We start from the raw sequence: 18,054 nt of genomic DNA on the forward strand, positions 1-18,054 counted from the left end.
GGCGGAGCCGAGGGTGTCGTCCGCGGCGGTGGCGGTGTGCGACAGGGCCGTGACCATCGACGCGGCGAGCAGCGCGGTGGTGACCGCCCCGGCCGCCCGCCGGGGCAGCGATCTAGGCATGAGCATGCCATCTCCTGGAGTCGAAACTTTCGTACGTACTATCGAATGTGACGGGCAGATTACGAACCGAAGCGGCGTCGGTCAACGGGTCCGGAGGGTTCGAATGTTTCGGTAGGCCCCGCGCCGCCGCAGGCTCGGCCGGGGGTCTCAACAGCGGTGTGGGAGCCGCCTGTTGCGGCACTAGAATCGCCGAGCCGAGGAACAAGGGGGGCAGCATGGCGGTCGCCATGGTCGACGCCGTCAGGCTCGCGAAAGCGAACCGACGAAGGTACGAGCACCTGGTCGAGTGCCAGGAGGAACTCGGTCAGCGGGCCGCCGCCGAGAACACCGCCCAGCAGAAGGCACGACAGGCGCTCCACGACGAGGCCCTCGTCCCCTTCCGTGACGTCTTCCAGCGCCTCGAGCGCGTCGATCCGGTGGAGTTGACCGAGGTCGAACTGCCCACCGTCGACGGCGAGGTGGGCGTCGAGTTCCGCCGGCTGCGCGAGGGCGCCGTGAGGGCCGCCGTCGGCGCGCTGGCAGGCGGCGCGCTCGCCGGTTCCGGCGCCGGAGCAGGCACCTTTGTCGCGGTCGGAGCCTTCGCCACCGCGTCCACCGGTACGGCGATTTCGGGGCTCTCCGGAGCTGCGGCCACCAGCGCCACGCTCGCATGGCTGGGCGGCGGATCCCTGGCCGCGGGCGGTGGCGGGATGGCCGTCGGGACAACGGTGCTGTCCGCGATCGTCGCGGCTCCGGTCGTCCTCTCGCTGGCTGCCGTCGTGGAATGGCAGAGCCGCAGGGCCAGACGCGGCCAACGCGAGATGGCACAGGACCTGGAGCGGGCCGAGGCGGAGATGAGGAAGGCGGAGGAGGCGGCCTCCGCCCTGTACGAGCGCAGCAAGGAGATGCGGCGCGTCCTGCGGGACCTTCGGTTCGTCCTGGTCGAGCGGCTGCCGTCCTTCACCGCGCTGGTCGAGGAGTGCGACGACTACGCCCGGTACGACTCCCGCCGGCGCGCCGAGGTGGCGGCGATGGTGGATCTCGCCGGCCTCGCCGTCATGGTCATGAGCTGCCCGATCACCGACGCGGAGGGACGGATGACCGAGGAATCGGGGCGGGTCGTCGCCGACGCCCGGGCCCGGCTGCGGGCCATGGACACCGGGTCGTGAGATCCGTACCCGCCCTGGTCGCGGCCCGCGCGTGCGGCGCCGAGGACGCTGCCACCGGCCTCCTGGAACGCGAACTCCCCACCGCGGGCGTGTCCTCCGGCCTGCTCGGCAGCGCGGTCGACCACTTGGACGACCAGCGGGTCACCCGTGCGGCCGCCGTGGCCGTCCCCCGACTCGCCGGCGTGCACGAGGAGTTGGCGACGCGCGATCCGGCCGGCGTCTGTCGGCCCTCGCCGGGCTGACCGGTACGGTCGGCGGCCGGCCCGGCTTGCAACCCAGGCAAAGTTCGACCGGTGGCGGGCGCCGTGCCGGCAGTCGACCCCAACTGGTCAGCGGAGGCCGCCGGATCCGGTACACATGACGCGCCGGCCACGGTGTCCGCCCGCGGCCGGCCATCGGAGACGGGGATCCGGTGGCCGTGGTCACCAAGCGCTGATGACCGGCGCGCCGGTTCCGTGCCGCCCCCATGCCTCGTTGAGGCGCACGAGCCCGTTCGCGGCGGCGATGCCACGCAAAGACGCGACCTTGCCGTCGGCGACTTCGAACACCACGACGCCCGCCACCCGGCCGTCGACGACTCCGAGGACGGCGGGGGAGCCGTTGACCAGCGCGATGTGCATCGCGACGGGGCCGCCGGCCAGCCGCCGCTTCGCCGCAGTGGGCTTGAAACCGGCCCGCACATAGGAGGCGATCCGCTCGGGCGTGGTGTACCGCAGCAGCCGCCTGGCCAGTCCGGCACCGTCCGAGACCACGGTCGCGTCGGCGGTGAGCAACTCCACCAGCCGATCCGTACGCCCCGACACGGCGGCGGCCAGGAACTCCTCCACGATCCGGCGCGCGGACACGGGGTCCACCTCGCCGCCGCGGCGTCCGGCGGCGAGGTGACGCCGGGCCCGGTGGACATGCTGCTGGCTCGCGGACTCCGTGATGTCGAGGATCCCGGCGATCTCGGCGTGGGAGTACGAGAAGGCCTCGCGCAGGACGTACGCGGCCCGCTCGGCCGGCGAGAGGCGCTCCATGAGGGTCAGTACGGCCAAGGACACCGATTCGCGCTGCTCGAAGGTGTCGGCCGGGCCGAGCATCGGGTCACCCTCGAGGAGCGGTTCGGGCAGCCAGTCACCGACGGCGCGCTCGTGACGCGCCTGCGCGGAGCGGAGCCGGTCGAGGCAGAGATTGGTGACGACCTTGGTCAGCCACGCCTCCGGTACCTCGATGTGCTCCCGGTCCGCGGCCTGCCAGCGCAGGAACGCGTCCTGTACGGCGTCCTCGGCGTCGGCGGCCGAGCCGAGCAGGCGGTACGCGAGCGAGGCCAGCCGGTTCCGGCCGGCCTCGAAGCGATCGAGAGCTGCGCTGTCCATGGGGAGGAGCCTATGCGGCGACCTTCACACCGGCCCGGGCAGGTGCCGTGGCCAGGCGGCGCTTGTGCTTCGGCAGGCCGAAGGTCGGGTGGGCGATGCTCCACGCCGACCCCTTGAGGATGCCCGACTTGAACCACGCGGCGGTCCGGCCGCCCAGGTACCAGGACGTCGACCGGGCGTCCCCGTCCACGGCCTGGAAGATCGCGTCCCGCCGCCCGAGGCTGATGTGGTTGCCGTGGTACTTCAGCGCGGTGGTGGGGACCTCGCCGCCCGTCAGGCGCGCGATGACCGCGGCGGTGGCCTGCATCGAGGTGTAACCGGCCGAGGCGCACGACATCGGCAGCGGCCGGCCGTTGTCGCCGATCGCGTGGACGCAGTCACCGGCGGCGTAGACGTCCGGGTGCGAGACCGACCGCATGGTGCGGTCGACGACGATCTGCCCGGTCCCGGTGACCTCCAGACCACTGGCGCCCGCGAGGGGGTGGACGGCGAACCCGGCCGACCACACGGTGACGTCGGCCGGCACGGACGTACCGTCGGCGGTGATCGCCCGGGCCGGCTCGACGGCTTCGATGCCGCTGTGCTCGTGGACGGTGATACCGAGCCGGTCGAAGGCCTGACTCAGGTGACGGCGGGCCTTCGGGGAGAGCCAGGCACCCAACTCCCCGCGGGCGGCGAGCGCGACCGAGAGGTCGGGCCGGGACTCGGCGAACTCGGTGGCGGCCTCGATGCCGGTCAGCCCCTCGCCGACGACCAGCACGGTACCGCCCGCGCCCAGCCCGGCCAGGCGCTCGCGCAGACGCAGCGCCGAGGACAGGCCGGTCACATCGAAGGCGTGCTCGGCCACGCCGGGCACGCCGTGGTGCGCCACGGAACTGCCCAGCGCGTAAAGAAGCGTGTCGTAGGCGAGTTCACCGGCCGCGCCGTCCGCGCCGGTGAGGGCCACCGTCCTGCGGTCGGGGTCGACGCCGGTGACGCGCGCCAGGCGCAGCCGCACCCCGGTACCCGCGAACACGTCGGTGAGCTTGCGGAACGCCAGGTCCCGGCCGCCGGCGAACTGATGGAGCCGCATCCGCTCGACGAAGTCGGGCACGGCGTTGACGACGGTGATCTCGGCGTCGGCGGGGGAAAGCCGGCGGGCCAGGTTCCCGGCGGCGAAGGCCCCGGCGTATCCGGCGCCGAGTACGACGATGCGGTGCTTCACGGCAATGCTCCTGTCTCGTTCGCGTGCCCCTTGAACGAGACGGAGCCGCGATTCCTGACAGAAGCCGGATGTGACGTGGGTCACCGAGCGGCGGTGAGTGGAACCGCGTACCGGTGAAGACCTGCCGACGCCCTCGCCGAGACGGCCGGCGAAGCGACGAGGAGGAAGCTGCCCCACCACACGAACAACTCCGAGATCTGCGGATGCGTGCCGCTCCGCGCCCCCGCCTCCTCCCGGAAGCGGGGGCCCTCTCTGTGCCGACCTCGATTCACGAGGCGTCCTCACCTCGGAGTCAGGGCGCCTGCCACACCGTTCCGCGTGCCTCGTACTCCAGCATCGTCTCGACGCCGGTCGCGGCGTCCGATCCGAGTTCGCGTCTCACCAGCCACAGGCCCAGTTCAAGTCCTGAGGTGATGCCACCGGCGGTGACGAGGTCGCCGTCGTCGACCACACGCGCGTTCTTGACGAGACCACCCTGTTCCGCGAGGTACGCCTTCGCGCCGTGGTGTGTGGTGCACGGGCGCCCCCGGGTCAGGCCGGCCGCGGACAGCAGTACCGCTCCGGTGCACAGCGAGCTGATCGTCAGCCCCTCGCGGGGAGCCGCGGCGAGCGCTCGCGGGAGGGCGCCGTCGTCGATCTCGGCCCAGACGCCCGGACCGTCCCGGCGCGTGTAGCCGCCGCCCGGCACCACGATCAGGTCCGTCTCCCGCGCCGCCCAACGGTGCTTGACCTGGATGCCCGTACCGTACGCGCACCGGATCAGCCCCGGGCGTCCGGTGGTGACGTACCGGACCTCGACGCCGTTCGGGCTGTGCATGGCAGCGGCCGAGAAGACCTCGTAAGGAGCGATGCAGTCCAGTTCCTCGACCCCGTCGAACACCACGATGTCGACCCGCAGCGGCCCCGTCCGCCGGGTCGCGGCAGCCGCTGTCCGAGTGCTCGCGGCGGTGGCCGCCAGCGTCCCGGTCCCCAAAGTCGCCGCGCCCGCCGCTGACGTCCGGCGAAGAAACTCTCTGCGTTCCATCGGTGTGCCTCCTGTGTGAGCCGTGATGGCCTTCGGGAAACGGCATGCGGTCCGTGAACTGCCCGCGGGGTAGTGGTCGTTCGAGAGGGCCCCTGAGTTCCCGCGTAAGACGACGTGTGCGAGGCGACGGCTCCCCGTCCCCGGCCCGGCCCGGATCCGCCGCCCTCCGGCATACCCCCGCGCGACGCGTCGGGGGCGGACTGCGAGGATGAGGCGCCATGAGGGCTGGGTGGTGTTCCCGCACGCTCAGGGCCGCCGTGTTCGCGGCCGTCTGTGTGCTGCTCGCCTCCCTGGGTCACGTCATGATGTCGGGGACCGCGGTGCCCTGGTGGGCCATGGCCGGGGGCGCGGTGGTGACCGGCGGCACGGCCTGGCTGCTGGCCGGACGGGAGCGCGGGCCGGTCGCGGTCGGCTCCCTCGTGGTCGTCGCCCAGGCCGTACTCCACGCCTCGTTCGCGCTCACCCAGGCAGCCGTGCACCCCCGGATCCCGGGTGCCGGGTCACTCGGCCGGCAGTGGCTGGGCTACCTGCTGTGCGGTTCACCGCCGGGTCCCGGCCCGCGCCACGGTGCCATGCCGACGTCCATGGCCTCCATGGATCACACGATGGGCGGCATGCACTCCATGGGGCCGATGGACCACATGGGGGCCACGCACCTTCCCGGCCACGGCATGTCCGGCATGTCCTCGGCCGCAATGCTCACCGCCCACCTGCTGGCCGCGCTGCTGTGCGGCCTGTGGCTCGCTTACGGCGAGCGGGCCGCGTTCCGTATCCTGCGGGTCCTCGCCGGATGGCTCGTCGCTCCGCTGCGGCTGGTCCTCCGGCTGCCCGTGCCGCCCTACCGGCCCCGCCTCCGCGCCCGCCGGGGCCGTTCGGACGGCACGCTGCGGCGGCTCCTTCTCACCCGTGCGGTCACGTCCCGGGGGCCGCCCGCGGGGTGCGCTGTCGCCTGACGACAGCGGGATTCCCGAGGCCGTACGCACACCGGATCCCCGAGACCGTGCACAATCCGGATTCCCGGGACCGTACGCGAAGACGACGAGCCGTCGGTTCCTCGCCTCGGGCACCGGCCGCGCGCTGTCGCGCCCGGCCGTTCACCCCTTTCACCGGTACCGCCGTGCGGCGCGCACCAGCCTGTGCGCGCCCCGCGCGGAGCCGGTGTGCCCGGATCCCTGAGAAGGAGAGACAGCAAGGTGCTCACTCCTGCCCCGACCACACCGCGCGAAGCCGCGGACCGAGGCCCGCGGGACGACGCGATCACGGCCTGGGCGCTCGCCGCCCGCGGCGGCGACCCCGATGCCGTCGACCTGTTCGTCCGCGCCCTGCACCGGGACGTCCACCGCTATGTGACGTTCCTCGGAGCCGACCCCCACACCGCCGACGACCTGACCCAGGACACCTTCCTACGGGCCCTGGGCAGTCTGCACCGCTTCGAAGGCCGCTCCTCGGCCCGCACCTGGCTGCTGTCCATCGCCCGCCGCGCGCTGGTCGACAGCATCCGCCACAGCTCCACCCGGCCCCGCCTGTCCGGCACCGGCGACTGGCAGGCTGCCGCCGAACACGCCCAGCCACGCGGACTGCCCGGCTTCGACGACGGCATCGCCCTCGCCGACCTGCTGGACACGCTCCCCGACGACCGCCGCGAGGCATTCGTCCTCACGCAACTGCTCGGACTTCCCTACGCCGAAGCGGCCGACGTGAGCGGCTGCCCGGTGGGCACGGTGCGCTCACGGGTCGCGCGCGCCCGCACCTCACTGATCGAGTGGCTCCGGGAAGCCGAGCACCACGCGCCGGCGCCCGCAGCCGCCTGACCGCCCCCACACCGCCGCCGCCCGGTCACCGGCCCGGGCGGCGGCTGCCCGCAGTGCGGGTTCGGTCCGGGGCTTCCGTCGTGTGCCGCCCTCTGCGGGACTTGGCGATCCGTGCGGCGGTCGTACTCAGCCTTTGACGGCCTCAGCGATCTGCCGGGCGGCCTGGGCCGGTGTGAGGTGCGTGGTGTCGACGACCTCGGCCTCGGCGTGCAGCCAGGTGCGGGCCGCTTCGGCGTAGGGGGCGAGGTGACGGAGACGGAACGGGGAGTCGGGGCCGAGAACCATGTCGCCCGCGATGCGCGCGCGGAGGGTGTCCTGGTCGGCATGGAGGACGAAGTGCCGTACCGGAACGGCGTGCTGGGCGAGGCCCGAGCTGATCTCGCGCCAGTACTGCTCGACCAGGACGGTCATGGGCACCACCAAGGTGCCGCCGGTGTAGTCGAGGACGCGGCGGGCGGTCTCGACCACGAGCGGCCGCCACGGCGGCCAGTGCTGGAAGTTGTCCGTGGCGGGCAGCCCCGGCGAGATGTCCATGAGTGTCTCGCCGACCTTCTCGGCGTCGAACACCCGAGAATCCGGGATCAGTTGCTGTACGAGCGCACTGGTCGTGGTCTTGCCGACGCCATGGGTACCGTTGAGCCATACGATCACGGGACCCGACGCTAGCGCCGTGAGGAGCCCGGGAACAGCCTACGCGAGTTCCTTCCGCATCAACGTGCAGATCGTCTCATAACGGCGCAACGATCCATCAGGGGCTTGCTCGTCCCACGACTCCGGCCGGCGGTCGTACGCGACATATCCCAGCCGTTCGTACAGCGCACGTGCCCTGGGGTTGTTTTCCTCCACGGCCAGCTCGGCCTGGCGCAGACCGCGGTTTCTGATCCGCAGCTCCGCGGCTTCGACAAGGAACGTACCGATCCCGCACGACTGCAGTGCGGGGTGGACCGCCAGCTGCCACAATGTGCCGACACCGTCCTTGACCTGGTAGTCGACGCCGCCCTTCGCCACCGGGATGTCGGTCGCGGGGCAGACCGCGAGGTAGTCGACCTCACCGGCCCGGGCACGTTCCAACTGCTCGGCGACGCCGGCCAGGTGGTGATCCGACCCTGCCCACCCGCACGACGCCAGGTCCGCGTGCACCAAGTCACGGGCTGACAGCTTCAGCACGACGTTCGTCATCTTCAGTACCTCCGGCGAGCCAGCTTCCATGCCGATCACGTGGGACGGAAAGCCGTTTTTCGACGCGCCCTCTTGGCGCCGCGGCCCCGCAAGCGGTTCCGTAACGACACCGGCTCCGTCCCGGGGCTTGAGCGGCCACCACCGGTCGCACGCGGAAGAAGGAGAAACCAGCATGGCGATTCAGCGGATGGACAACGTCGGCATCGTCGTCGAGGACATGGATGCCGCCATCGCGTTCTTCGTGGAACTCGGTATGGAGCTGGAGGGCAGGGCGGAGGTCCAGGGTCTCGTCGCCGACCAGTGCACCGGGCTCGACGGCGTCCACTGTGACATCGCGATGCTCCGGACCCCGGACGGTCACAGCCGGCTCGAGCTGGCGAAGTACCGCAGCCCCGTGGCGACCAGCGCCGGGCCGCGCAACAGACCGCACAACATTCTGGGCACGCACCGCGTCATGTTCGCCGTCGACGACGTCGAGGACACCGTTGCCCGCCTGCGCACTCACGGCGCCGAGCTCGTCGGCGAGTTGGCACAGTACGAGGACAGCTACCGGCTCTGCTACATCCGCGGCCCCGAGGGCATCATCGTCGGACTGGCCGAGCAGCTCGGCTGAAGGGTGACGCGGCTGCCGGTCACCATGCGCATTCCCGGCCCCGACCACGAGGAGGACGGCGGGCTGCGTGCCGTCACGGCTGCCGGCGGCCCGCACCGCTACCCGTTGCGCCCGCACGACACCTGCGGACCCGTCGTACGCTTCCAGCTGCCCGGGAAACTGTTCACCTTCCTGGACCCGCTGTGCGAGGCGGGCAACCTGCGAGTACTCCCCGCCGACGAGCACACGCCATGGAGCCGCCTGCTGCTCTCCGTGCTCGCCGGACGCCCGGCCCACGAGCGGCGCGCGAGACGACGGAAGACCTCACCCTGGGCCCGTACGAGATCCCGGATGATGGCGCACCCACGGGCCTGTCTCGGCCGCGCACCGACTCCGTACTCGTACGCGAAAGGACCGCCATTCGCTCGCTGAATGTACGTGATGCGTTCGATCTCTCCGGGATAGAGTGTGCCCCGGAGGTGCTCCATGTCCGAGTTGTTCGACGCGGTCGACGCGCTGCTGGCGTCCCGCGCCTCGTTGCCGCCGCCAGAGGAGCGCAGGCGCCTGCGCAAGGCCCACGGCCTGACGATCGACGAGGTCGCCACCGCGCTGCGCGTGCGCCGGGCCACGGTCAGCGGATGGGAGGCGGGCAAGACCGAACCCCGCCCGCCGGAGCGCGACGCCTACGCGCGTCTCCTCGAAGGGCTCGCCAAGCTCTACCCGGTCCCGGTCCCGGCGACCGAGGAGCCGGAGGCACGGGCTGTGTCCCCAGGACGGCCGTCCCAGACCGTGGCGACGACTACTGCCGACCCCACGAGGACCGCCGACGCCACGGCCGCGGTCGAAGCCACGAGGACCGCCGGGACCAGGACTACCGCCGAGGCCACGACTACCGCTGAGAGCCCTCAGGCCCGCTCCGCCGCCTCCGTCCCCGCCCCGGCCGCCGCGTCGCGCTCCGCGCGCGCCACCGGGCCGTCATCGGCAGCACGCCGCCCGGGCGGCGAGGGCGCGAAGAGGGCCGGCTCCGTCGGTGACCCGGCCGGCGGGACCGACGGGCGGTTCGAGAACGGGCCGCTCGCGGTCGTCGACGTCGACGACGACGGACAGGTCCTGGCGTACTGCACCGGAGGTCTGGTCCTGGACGTGCCCGCCAAGTCCCTGCCGGCCCTGGTGGAGTGGACGCTCACCGAGGGCAGGCTGGGGCAGCCGAGGCTGTCCGGGGCGGGCAAGGACGCCGACCCGCTGCTCGTGCTCACCGAGGCCGCGCTGGAACGCTACGGCCTGCCCGTCGCCCTCACCGACGAGGAGCGGCTCGCCGGCCGGCTCCCCGAGGGCCACAAGGCCGTCGGGCAACTGGCCCGCGCCGGCTGGCGGCTCACCCAGCGCGGGTTCGGGCCGTGGGCGCGGATCTACCGCCCCGCGCAGGGCTCGGACCGGCAGTGCGTGCAGCTGTGCGTCCCGTCCTGGCAGGCGCTCGACTCCCGGCACTGGGGGCACGCCGCACAGCTCCCGCCGGCGGACCTGGCGCGCGTACTGGGGGTGTACGCCTCCCGGGTGATGACCCCGCGCGGCTCCACCGCCGTGACCGGCCTGGAGCTGATGACCGCGCTGCACCCGCCGACCCGCGCCTCCCAGCCGGACGCGACGGGCGAGCGGCACTCCGAGCACAACCCCGGCAGCCTGGGCAAGGACCCGGTGGACCCGGCGCCGTGCGAGGTCCCCGACGGCCACCCGCTCCTGGCGGACCTGCCGCGCTTCCACGTCCGCGGCCCCGGCGAGAAGCTGTTCGAGGAGGCGTACGACTGGGCGCGGCCGATGACCGATGCCGAATGCACGGTCCGGTATCTGGTCGGCATCGACGTCAACATGGCCTTCGCGGCGGGCGCCAACGGGCTGGTCGTCGGTCTCGGCGCGCCGACGCACGTCAAGCGGCCGGTGTTCGATCCCAAGCTGCCGGGGAGCTGGCTGGTGGACCTCTCCCACGTCGACCTGTCCCGGGTGAAGGTCGGGAAGGACAAGTGGGCGGACCTGGACGGCTCGCTGCTGCCCAGCCCGTTCACGCCGACGGGCGAGCGGCCCGAGGGCCCGGCCTGGTACGCCACGCCGACGGTCGCGTACGCGGTGGAGCTGGGCTACGAGGTGCGGCCGCTCGAGGCGTACGTCCGCTACGACAACGGCCGCTATCTGGACGGCTGGTACAACCGGCTCCGCGATGCCTACCTGGCCACGATGGCCGATCTCGGCGTGCGCGCGGACATGGCGCCGGCCGACTTCCTGGCGGCGATGGACGGCTACAAGGAGCGGGACCCGGAGATGGCGATCGTCGTTTCGGCGATCAAGGCCACGGTCAAGGGCGGTATCGGCAAGCTGCGCGAGCGTCCGCGCGGGGAGGGCTGGCGGCCGGGCCGGCCGTGGCGGGCGCTGGCCAGGCCCACGTGGCGGCCGGACATCCGCGCGGCCGTCATCTCCCGCACCCGGGTCAACCTGCACCGCAAGATCGTCAAGCACGCGGCGTTCACGGGACAGTACCCGGTGGCGGTCCTGTCCGACTGCGTCGTGTACGCGGCCGACGGCACCAGCCCGCTGGACTTCCTGCCCTACCGCGACGGCACGCCGCTGCCCGGTGGCTTCAAGCTCGGCGTCAACCCGGGACTGGTCAAGCACGAGGGCACCCAGACCGTCCTGTGGGGCGAGGAGGTCCGGGAGCGGTTCGACGCCCCCGCGCTCAACCTCGCCCGGTACATCAAGGACGGCACCGTCACCGGCGCCGACAACGGGGAGTAGGCGATGACCTTGTTCGGGGACGGCCTGGAGGCCGCGGTGCAGAAGGCGTTCACCCGCCCGGCGCCCAAGAGCGCGCCCGCGCAGATGCGGTACCTGGTCAAGCAGCTCAAGGGCACCAAGGCGGTCGCCCGGCTGCTGGGCATCTCCCAGCGCACCGTCGAGCGGTATGTGAGGAACGAGATCAGGAAGCCCCGTCCCGGTCTCGCCGAGCGCATGGACCGCGAGGTGAAGAAGCGGTGGCAGCCGCAGATCCGTGCCAGGGCCCGGCAGCGGGCGGCCACCACCGGCGGCATCGTCATCGACACCCGCGCCCGGATCGGCTACACCGCGCCGATCGGCTCCACCGACGACGACCGCGTCCGGCACCTGACCGTGGCGCTGCCGCCGCGGCACGCCGCGCGCCTGTTCGGCGCCCAGGAGGCCGGCGCCGGCGACCGGGAGCTCCGGCGGATCACCGCCGAAGCGCTCAAGGAGGTGTACTTCCAGGACGACGGCCGCCGCGCCGGACAGCTGGAGGAGGTCCGCTTCACCGACATCGAGCGCCTGGAGTTCGAGCTCTAGCGGCCGCCCCCGGCCATCCCGCGGGCCACGGCCGGGGCACCCGCGCACGAGGGCAGCCCAGGCCCGCTCGTACGCCACCGGTTCCCCGCGCGGCAGCCGTGTTCGGGCGATCCTGGGCGTTCCGCCCGGCCGGCGGTTTCGTCAGGGCAGGGGGGCGTCACGCGCGGTGGTCCACAGTTCGTACCACTCCTCGTGCGTGAGGTCCGGTTCGCGGCGGGCCGCGTCCGCGCAGGCGCCGATGCGTTCGGGACGGGTGGTGCCGATGACGGGGGCGATGCCCGCCGGATGGCGTCGCAGCCACCACAGGAGGATGGTCTCCGGGGTGGTGTCCTTGCGCCGGGCGAGTTCCGCGACGAGCCGGCTCGCCCGCGTGTCCGCGCCCGAGGTGAGGCGGCCCCGGGCGAGCGGGCCCCACGCCTGGAGCCGGACCCCGTTGGCCGCGCACCACTCCAGCGTGCCGGGCGCGAAGCCGTTGCGGGTGGCGTCGGGCGTGTTGAACAGGACGCCCGCCTCCACCCAGTCCCGCCGGGCCAGGCTCATCTCGAGCTGGTTGACGACCAGCGGGAGGTCCGTACGGGCTTGCAGCGCGGCGATCTGCGGGCCGCTCATGTTGGACACGCCGAACTGCCGGACCAGTCCCTGGGCGTGCAGGGAGGCCAGTGCCGCGGCGATCTCCCCCGGATCGGTCAGCGGGTCGGGGCGGTGCAGGAGGAGGACGTCCAGTACGTCCGTGCGCAGCCGGGTCAGGCTCTCCTCGACCCGCCGGACCATGCCGGCGCCCCGCAGGTCGTAGAGCCCGGGCCGGTCGTCTTCGGGCAGCCGGATGCCGCACTTGGTCTGCACGACGATGCGCTGCCGCAGGCCGGGGCTGCGGGCCAGCACCTCGCCGAAGACGGCCTCCGCCTTGCCGTACTTGTAGATGTCCGCGTGGTCGAAGGCCGTGATCCCGGCGGACAGCGCCGCCTCGATCGCTCTCTCGGCGTGCCGGATGTCGTCGGCGGTGTACGGCTCGGTGTCCCAGCCGCCGCCGAGTCCCATGCAGCCGTACAGCAGCTTGTGCGCGCGTATGTCGGTCCGTGCCGCCATGTCGGTCTCCGTGGTGGGTGCGTGCGGGGGAGGGGAGGTCAGGCGCGAAGGGTGTCGGCGAGCATCTCGGCGACGGCCAGGACCGGCAGCTGGGTGTTGGCGGCGGGCACCGTCGGCAGGATGGAGGCGTCGGCGACACGCAGCCCCGTGACACCGTGCACGGCGCCCTGCCCGTCGACCACGGACCGCGGATCGTCCGCCGGTCCCACGGCGCAGGTACCCACCGGGTGCCAGTAGGTGCCCACCCGGGCCCGGAGGCGGGAGCCGGGCAGCGTGTGGGCCGGTTCCGGGTCCGCGGCGCCCGCCAGGGGCCTCATGGCCGTGGCGAGTTCCTCGACCTTCCGCAGCCCCGACCGGACCACGGCGATGTCCCGGCCCTCCGGGTCGGACAGGAAGGCCGGAGCGATCTCGGGGGGTTCCACGGGGTCCGCCGAGCGCAGCCGGACGTGCCCGCGCGAGACCGGCTTCATCAGGAAGGCGGAGATGCCGGCCTCGTACCGCCCGGGCGGAAGCGAGCCGAACAGCGGCGGGCCGGCCGTGGGCAGGAGATGCAGGTCCCACGCCCCGTCCGGGCAGAACTCGCTGGCCGCCCGGATCAGCATCCGGCTGACGTACAGTTCCCCGGCCGCCTCCTTGGCCGCCAGCGCCCGGTTCAGGCCGTCCGTGGGGGACAGGGGCACGAAGACACCCGGCTGGTCGGACAGGTTGGCGCCGACACCGGGGAGGTCCGCCGCGCAGCGGATGCCGGTCCGCTCCAGGTGGGCGGCGGGGCCGATGCCGCTGCGCAGGAGCACGGCGGGGGAGCCGAAGGTGCCGGACGTCAGGACACACAGGTCGGCGGCCAGCGTCACCGGCTGCCCGTCCAGGACGACGTGTGCGCCGGTCACCCGGCCCGCGCGCAGGGACAGGCGGTCCACCAGGGCGCCGGCGAGGATCGTCAGGTTCGGCCGCGACCGGGTCGCCGGGTCCAGGTAGGCGAAGGCGGCGTTCCAGCGCAGCCCGTCGACGGAGTTGAGCAGCGGCCGGCCGTGGCCGGGCCGTCCCACAGTGCCCATGTCCACCTCCGGGTAGCCGAGTTCGCGCGCCGCCGCCAGGGCGGCCGAGGCCCAGACGGACAGCTCGGAGTCCGGCACGGTGCGCAGCCCCATGCGCTCCACGGCCCGCAGCCGGTACGGCTCCAGCGCGCCCGCCGACCACCGTTCACCGCCGGCGCGGGTCCACTCCGCGTGGTCGGCGTACGAACCCCAGGTGTTCCAGGCCCCGTTGACGCACGAGGAGCCGCCGAGGACGCGGGCCCGGATGCGGTAGAACTCGGTGTGCCGTTCCCACACGTCCTCGCGTGGCAGGGCACGGGAGTCCAGGATCTTCTCGGGCCAGCTCTCCTGCCGGGCGCCGTAGTCGGGGCCCGCCTCCACGAGACACACGGTGCGGCCGGGGTCCTCGCTCAGGCGTGCCGCCAGTACGCAGCCCGCCACTCCGCCGCCGAGGATGACGACGTCGTAGCCGGACGCGAGGGGCGGGATGTTCATGGTCGCTCCGCTGAGAGATCGGGTGGGGGAGGGCAGGACGTACGGGCCACCGGGAGACGCGGACCGCCGTCCCGGGAGGAGTGGCATCACCGGGGCCGGGACGCCGCGGGTAAGGGGTTCCTCACGGGTACGGGATTCGGGCGGCCGGGGTTCCGGCGAACGCGGGTGCCAGCAGGCGCGCTCCCTCGCGCACCCCCCGGACGGTGATCCGTGCGGTGGCGGGCAGGGTCGCCAGCAGCTCACTGGTGAGGCACGCGTTCACCGGACGGGAGGCGTAGCGGGTCAGGGCCCGCGGTACCGGAGTCACCAGGCCCGCGGGTGCCCCCAGCTCCCCGGCGATGACGGTGGCCCACTCGGCACGGGTGAGCCGGTCGGGCCCGCCCAGGTGCAGCACGCGGGGCAGCGGATGCCCGGCGCGCAGCAGGGCCGCCGTCACGTCCGCCACGTCGTCCAGGAGCACCGGTGTCGTCCAGTGGTCGTCCGGGGCCTCGACGCGCTGTCCGCGGCGCAGCCGGTGGGCGCACGCGGCGAAGAAGTTCAGCCACTTGCCCGCGTCGGCCGGCTCGTGGCCGTAGACGAGGCTGACCCGCAGGGCCACCGCCCGGGCCGCCGTGGCGAGCAGCGCCCGCTCCGCCTCCGCCTTCGCCCGGCCGTAGGCGTTGGCCGGCGAGAGGGGGCTGCTCTCGGTGTTGTCCGCCGAGCCGCCGTCGAAGACGTTGTCGGTGGAGATCATCACGATCCGGGTGTCCGGCGCCAGGCCCGCGAAGGTCTCCGCGACGGTGACGTGCGCGGCCCGGGCCTCCTCCGGGTGGGCCTCGCACCAGGTGACGTCGGACGGGCCGTGCACCAGGACGATGCCCTGGGGACGCAGCCGGTCCAGCAACCGCCGGCAGGCCGTGGGGTCGGTGGCGTCGAGGGCCGTCCAGTGGGCCCCGTAGGCCGTGGGCGGCACCGGCGGAGGGCGGCGCGAGGTGAGCGTCACGGGCTGCTCCGCCGCCAGCCGCCGGGCGATCCCGGTGCCCACCAGGCCGCTGCCCACGACGAGGACCGGCCCGGTCACGACGCCCCCTGGGAGAACGGGGCCGGCATCCGGTCCGCCAGCAGCCGGCCCACGCCGATCAGTCCGTGGTCGTCGTCGGCGGCCCCGAGCGACACCATGGCGTCGATCTGCCCGGGACCGAGACCGAAACAGCCCAGCCGCACCAACTCGGCCACCAGCAGGCGCCGGTAGGGTTCACCGACCGCCAGGGCGAAGCCGCCCATCAGGATGTAGCGGCACACCCCGACCGACGCGAACACCCCGGAGACCGCCTGGGCCAGCGGGGTCAGGGTGCCGCGCAGCACCTCCGTGGTGAAGGGGTCGCCCGCGCGGACCGCCGCCGCGATCGCCCGGTTGTCGATGCGGTCGGCCCGGCCGCCGCAGGACGCCGCGAGCCGGGAGTCACGGAAAGCGGACCGCCGCGCGTGCGCGGCCCGGCGCGTCGCGGCCAGCACGCCCCGCCCGGAGGCGATGGCGCCGAGGTGGCCGCGGCCCCCGCAGTCGCACAGCGGCGCGTCGGGGGACGGGTCGCACACCCAGTGCCCCAGCTCGCCGCCGTGGCCGTCGGCGTCCAGCAGGACCTCGCCACCGCGGAACACCTTGTTGCCGATGCCGGAACTGATGGTGAGCAGGCAGAAGTCCCCGGGTTCGGTGGCGGCGTACCGCCAGGCCGCGGCGGTCAGGTCGTTGACGACGACGGCCGGCGTGCCGGTCCGCTCCGTCAGCAACTCGCCGAGCGGCAACGGATCCCCGCGCCGTCCCCAGACGGTGGGCGCGGTGAGCACCAGACCGGCGGCCGTGATCGGGCCGGCGAAGGCCACCCCCAGCGCCCGCGGCGGCCGTCCGCCCGTGTGCGCGGCGACCTCGCGCACGATCTGGTCCACCACCCGCCGCTGGAGCACCGCCACCGGGGCGCCCGGGGCGCGGTGCATGCCGTCGACGGGCACCCGGCGCACCCGGTGCACGGCCCCGGTCGCGGGGTCGTAGCCGCCCACCCGCAGCGTGGTGCCGCCCACGTCGACCACGGTGAACATCTCGTCAGCCGGCCCGCCGCTCATCCCGTCCCCTCCTCGAAGACCAGCAGCCGCAGCTCCCGGTCACCGTCGTTGAGCAGGCCGTGCTCGCCGTAGGGGCCGTTGACGACCACGTCACCGGGGCCGACCCGGAACTCCTCGCCGTCGAGGTACATCAGGCCGTCGCCGTCCAGCACGATGTAGGTCTCGCGGTCGGCGCCGTGCCGGTGCCGGCCGATCGACGTGCCCGGCGGCAGGACCGCCAGGTCGATGAACTCCGCGCCCGGGGAGCCGGGGCGGCGGGCGAAGACGCGGTGGGCGAGGATCGTGCCGAGGCCGCCGTGGTCCCGCTCCTTGCCGGTCAGCAGTTCCCGCAGGTTGACCACGGCCTCAGGCATCGTGCCGCCCTCCGTCCGCCGCCAGTGCCTCCAGCGCGGCCGTCAGGACGCCCGCGGGGACGTCCTCCAGCTCCTCCACGAAGGCCGCCTTGCCGATACCGGTCGGCACCACGAGGTGCAGTTTGCGGCCCCGGCGCTGCCAGGAGGCGCGCAGGGCCTGCGTCATCAGCTCCGGGGTGCAGGTGCCGGGATCGAACACCGGCAGCCCGATCCGCCGCAGCAGACGGACCACGCGGTCGCAGGTCTCCCCGTCCGCCAGGCCGAGCAGGCGGGCCAGATGGGCGGAGAGCGCCATGTCGACGGCGACCGCCTCGCCGTGCTCCAGACGGTGGTCGCCGGCCGTCTCCACCACCGGGCTGAAGGTGTGGCCGAAGTCGACGAGCCGGGCCAGCTCGTGTTCCTGGAGGTTGGGGCAGAGCTCCTCCATCATCAGCCGCATCGACGTGCGCAGGATGTAGGTCTCCAGCTCCCCGTGGGAGTGGGGTGCGTCGCCGCTGTCGCCGTCCCGGCGCCGGAAGGCGTCCGGGTGCCGTTCAAGAGCCCGGAACAGGTCCTCGTCCAGGATCACGGCCATCTTCACGATCTCGGCGAGCCCGCAGCGGATCTCCCGGTGCGGCAGCGTCGCGAGGAAGGCGGGGTCGTTCAGGGAGGCGTGCGCCGGATGGTAGGCGCCGAACATGTTCTTCGTCCGCAGGGCGTTCACACCGGTCTTGACCCCGACCCCGACGTCCACCTGGCCGACGAGGGTGGTGTTGACCTTGATGTAGCGGATGCCCCGGGCGTAGATGGACGCGGCGAAGCCGATGACGTCGGCCACGATGCCGCCGCCGACGGCGAGCATCACCCCGTGCCGGTCCAGCCCGTCCGCCTTGGCGAGGGCGCACACCCGCTCCGCCGCGGCGAGGGTCTTGTGGTGCTCACCGGTCGGTATCACATGCAACGACCACTGGCCGGGCCGGACATGGGTGTCCAGACAGGCGCGCAGCCGGTCGCCGTAGAGCCGGTCGACGGTCGGGCTGACGAAGGCCACGACCCGGCGCTCCCCCAGGTAGCCGGCGAGCAGCGGGTTGTCCGGGTCGAGCACTCCGGTGCCGAGGTCGACCCGGTACCGGGTGCCGTCCGGCGCGCTCAGGTCGAAACCGCCGGAGTCCTCGCGGACCCCTGCCGGCGGATGCCCGACCCGGTCGACAACCTGGCTTGTCATCTCT

The 18,054-nt window shown here is 73.3% G+C and carries 18 protein-coding genes and 1 pseudogene; 8 read left to right on the forward strand and 11 right to left on the reverse strand.

The genetic code is table 11. The annotated features are described in order from the left end of the window. Positions 1 to 335: 335 nt before the first annotated feature. On the forward strand, positions 336 to 1,268 hold the full coding sequence (locus IE251_RS02855) for a hypothetical protein (protein ID WP_189751315.1): 933 nt from the start codon (positions 336 to 338) through the stop codon (positions 1,266 to 1,268). Beyond that, entirely contained in the window at positions 1,265 to 1,510 is a 246-nt protein-coding gene (locus IE251_RS02860; protein WP_189751316.1) for a hypothetical protein, read from the forward strand. Before IE251_RS02855 ends, IE251_RS02860 begins: the two co-directional genes overlap by 4 nt. Before the next feature lie 180 nt (positions 1,511 to 1,690). Here the strand turns inward: IE251_RS02860 and IE251_RS02865 are convergent, their stop codons facing one another. The 3 genes from IE251_RS02865 to IE251_RS02875 form a co-directional block, all read right to left on the reverse strand. Then, positions 1,691 to 2,626, reverse strand: a complete 936-nt coding sequence (locus IE251_RS02865) for a sigma-70 family RNA polymerase sigma factor (protein ID WP_189751317.1) — start codon at positions 2,624 to 2,626, stop codon at positions 1,691 to 1,693. 10 nt (positions 2,627 to 2,636) lie between these two features. Continuing rightward, positions 2,637 to 3,830: an NAD(P)/FAD-dependent oxidoreductase gene (locus IE251_RS02870; RefSeq protein WP_189751318.1), complete on the reverse strand. Its 1,194-nt coding sequence runs from the start codon at positions 3,828 to 3,830 to the stop codon at positions 2,637 to 2,639. A gap of 292 nt (positions 3,831 to 4,122) precedes the next feature. Then, entirely contained in the window at positions 4,123 to 4,854 is a 732-nt protein-coding gene (locus IE251_RS02875) for a DJ-1/PfpI family protein (RefSeq protein ID WP_189751319.1), read from the reverse strand. 218 nt (positions 4,855 to 5,072) lie between these two features. Between IE251_RS02875 and IE251_RS02880 the strand changes: the two genes are divergently transcribed. Together IE251_RS02880 and IE251_RS02885 are read left to right on the forward strand one after the other, a co-directional pair. Continuing rightward, a complete protein-coding gene (locus tag IE251_RS02880) occupies positions 5,073 to 5,807 on the forward strand; it encodes a hypothetical protein (RefSeq protein WP_189751320.1) in 735 nt (244 codons plus the stop codon). Between the two features lie 240 nt (positions 5,808 to 6,047). Continuing rightward, complete coding sequence (locus IE251_RS02885) at positions 6,048 to 6,665, forward strand: sigma-70 family RNA polymerase sigma factor (RefSeq protein WP_189751321.1); 618 nt, start codon at positions 6,048 to 6,050, stop codon at positions 6,663 to 6,665. A 126-nt stretch (positions 6,666 to 6,791) separates the two neighbouring features. Here the strand turns inward: IE251_RS02885 and IE251_RS02890 are convergent, their stop codons facing one another. Together IE251_RS02890 and IE251_RS02895 are read right to left on the reverse strand one after the other, a co-directional pair. Then, on the reverse strand, positions 6,792 to 7,316 hold the full coding sequence (locus IE251_RS02890) for an AAA family ATPase (RefSeq protein WP_189751322.1): 525 nt from the start codon (positions 7,314 to 7,316) through the stop codon (positions 6,792 to 6,794). Positions 7,317 to 7,355: 39 nt separating this feature from the next. Next, positions 7,356 to 7,844, reverse strand: a complete 489-nt coding sequence (locus IE251_RS02895; protein WP_189751700.1) for a GNAT family N-acetyltransferase — start codon at positions 7,842 to 7,844, stop codon at positions 7,356 to 7,358. Between the two features lie 172 nt (positions 7,845 to 8,016). Here IE251_RS02895 and IE251_RS02900 point away from each other — a divergent pair, with 172 nt between their 5' ends. The 4 genes and pseudogenes from IE251_RS02900 to tpg all read left to right on the forward strand — a co-directional run bounded on the left by IE251_RS02900 (position 8,017) and on the right by tpg (position 11,781). Continuing rightward, positions 8,017 to 8,457 (forward strand): VOC family protein, encoded by a 441-nt coding sequence (locus tag IE251_RS02900; protein ID WP_189751323.1) that lies wholly within the window; start codon positions 8,017 to 8,019, stop codon positions 8,455 to 8,457. 24 nt (positions 8,458 to 8,481) lie between these two features. Further along, positions 8,482 to 8,751, forward strand: a pseudogene (locus IE251_RS02905) (cytochrome P450); the annotation flags it as partial. A 171-nt stretch (positions 8,752 to 8,922) separates the two neighbouring features. After that, positions 8,923 to 11,220 carry a telomere-associated protein Tap gene (tap, locus tag IE251_RS02910; RefSeq protein ID WP_189751324.1) on the forward strand — a complete coding sequence of 766 codons (2,298 nt, stop codon included), beginning with the start codon at positions 8,923 to 8,925 and terminating at the stop codon, positions 11,218 to 11,220. Positions 11,221 to 11,223: 3 nt separating this feature from the next. Continuing rightward, positions 11,224 to 11,781 (forward strand): telomere-protecting terminal protein Tpg, encoded by a 558-nt coding sequence (gene tpg / locus IE251_RS02915; RefSeq protein WP_189751325.1) that lies wholly within the window; start codon positions 11,224 to 11,226, stop codon positions 11,779 to 11,781. A gap of 141 nt (positions 11,782 to 11,922) precedes the next feature. Here tpg and IE251_RS02920 read toward each other — a convergent pair whose 3' ends face one another. The 6 genes from IE251_RS02920 to IE251_RS02945 form a co-directional block, all read right to left on the reverse strand. Beyond that, positions 11,923 to 12,867: an aldo/keto reductase gene (locus IE251_RS02920; RefSeq protein WP_229896557.1), complete on the reverse strand. Its 945-nt coding sequence runs from the start codon at positions 12,865 to 12,867 to the stop codon at positions 11,923 to 11,925. 38 nt (positions 12,868 to 12,905) lie between these two features. After that, on the reverse strand, positions 12,906 to 14,396 hold the full coding sequence (locus IE251_RS02925; protein ID WP_189751326.1) for a GMC family oxidoreductase: 1,491 nt from the start codon (positions 14,394 to 14,396) through the stop codon (positions 12,906 to 12,908). Between the two features lie 121 nt (positions 14,397 to 14,517). After that, a complete protein-coding gene (locus tag IE251_RS02930) occupies positions 14,518 to 15,456 on the reverse strand; it encodes an SDR family oxidoreductase (RefSeq protein WP_189751327.1) in 939 nt (312 codons plus the stop codon). After that, the gene (locus IE251_RS02935) at positions 15,453 to 16,493 is read right to left on the reverse strand and encodes an ROK family protein (protein WP_189751328.1); all 1,041 of its coding nucleotides are present in this window, start codon (positions 16,491 to 16,493) and stop codon (positions 15,453 to 15,455) included. The genes IE251_RS02930 and IE251_RS02935 overlap by 4 nt, the downstream gene beginning before the upstream one ends. Then, complete coding sequence (locus IE251_RS02940; RefSeq protein ID WP_189751329.1) at positions 16,490 to 16,846, reverse strand: cupin domain-containing protein; 357 nt, start codon at positions 16,844 to 16,846, stop codon at positions 16,490 to 16,492. Before IE251_RS02940 ends, IE251_RS02935 begins: the two co-directional genes overlap by 4 nt. After that, positions 16,839 to 18,050 carry a sedoheptulose 7-phosphate cyclase gene (locus IE251_RS02945; protein WP_189751330.1) on the reverse strand — a complete coding sequence of 404 codons (1,212 nt, stop codon included), beginning with the start codon at positions 18,048 to 18,050 and terminating at the stop codon, positions 16,839 to 16,841. The genes IE251_RS02940 and IE251_RS02945 overlap by 8 nt, the downstream gene beginning before the upstream one ends. Between the last annotated feature and the right edge of the window lie 4 nt (positions 18,051 to 18,054).

The organism is Streptomyces eurythermus (genome assembly GCF_014649115.1).
GTDB classification, from domain to species: Bacteria; Actinomycetota; Actinomycetes; order Streptomycetales; family Streptomycetaceae; genus Streptomyces; species Streptomyces eurythermus.

Bases quoted from the DNA above. Each gene is read 5' to 3' on its own strand.
- IE251_RS02855 (WP_189751315.1), top strand. From the start codon at position 336: ATGGCGGTCGCCATGGTCGACGCCGTCAGGCTCGCGAAAGCGAACCGA.
- IE251_RS02865 (WP_189751317.1), bottom strand. From the start codon at position 2,626: ATGGACAGCGCAGCTCTCGATCGCTTCGAGGCCGGCCGGAACCGGCTG.
- IE251_RS02875 (WP_189751319.1), bottom strand. From the start codon at position 4,854: ATGGAACGCAGAGAGTTTCTTCGCCGGACGTCAGCGGCGGGCGCGGCG.
- IE251_RS02880 (WP_189751320.1), top strand. From the start codon at position 5,073: ATGAGGGCTGGGTGGTGTTCCCGCACGCTCAGGGCCGCCGTGTTCGCG.
- IE251_RS02895 (WP_189751700.1), bottom strand. From the start codon at position 7,844: ATGACGAACGTCGTGCTGAAGCTGTCAGCCCGTGACTTGGTGCACGCG.
- IE251_RS02900 (WP_189751323.1), top strand. From the start codon at position 8,017: ATGGCGATTCAGCGGATGGACAACGTCGGCATCGTCGTCGAGGACATG.
- tap (WP_189751324.1), top strand. From the start codon at position 8,923: ATGTCCGAGTTGTTCGACGCGGTCGACGCGCTGCTGGCGTCCCGCGCC.
- tpg (WP_189751325.1), top strand. From the start codon at position 11,224: ATGACCTTGTTCGGGGACGGCCTGGAGGCCGCGGTGCAGAAGGCGTTC.
- IE251_RS02920 (WP_229896557.1), bottom strand. From the start codon at position 12,867: ATGGCGGCACGGACCGACATACGCGCGCACAAGCTGCTGTACGGCTGC.
- IE251_RS02925 (WP_189751326.1), bottom strand. From the start codon at position 14,396: ATGAACATCCCGCCCCTCGCGTCCGGCTACGACGTCGTCATCCTCGGC.
- IE251_RS02935 (WP_189751328.1), bottom strand. From the start codon at position 16,493: ATGAGCGGCGGGCCGGCTGACGAGATGTTCACCGTGGTCGACGTGGGC.
- IE251_RS02940 (WP_189751329.1), bottom strand. From the start codon at position 16,846: ATGCCTGAGGCCGTGGTCAACCTGCGGGAACTGCTGACCGGCAAGGAG.
- IE251_RS02945 (WP_189751330.1), bottom strand. From the start codon at position 18,050: ATGACAAGCCAGGTTGTCGACCGGGTCGGGCATCCGCCGGCAGGGGTC.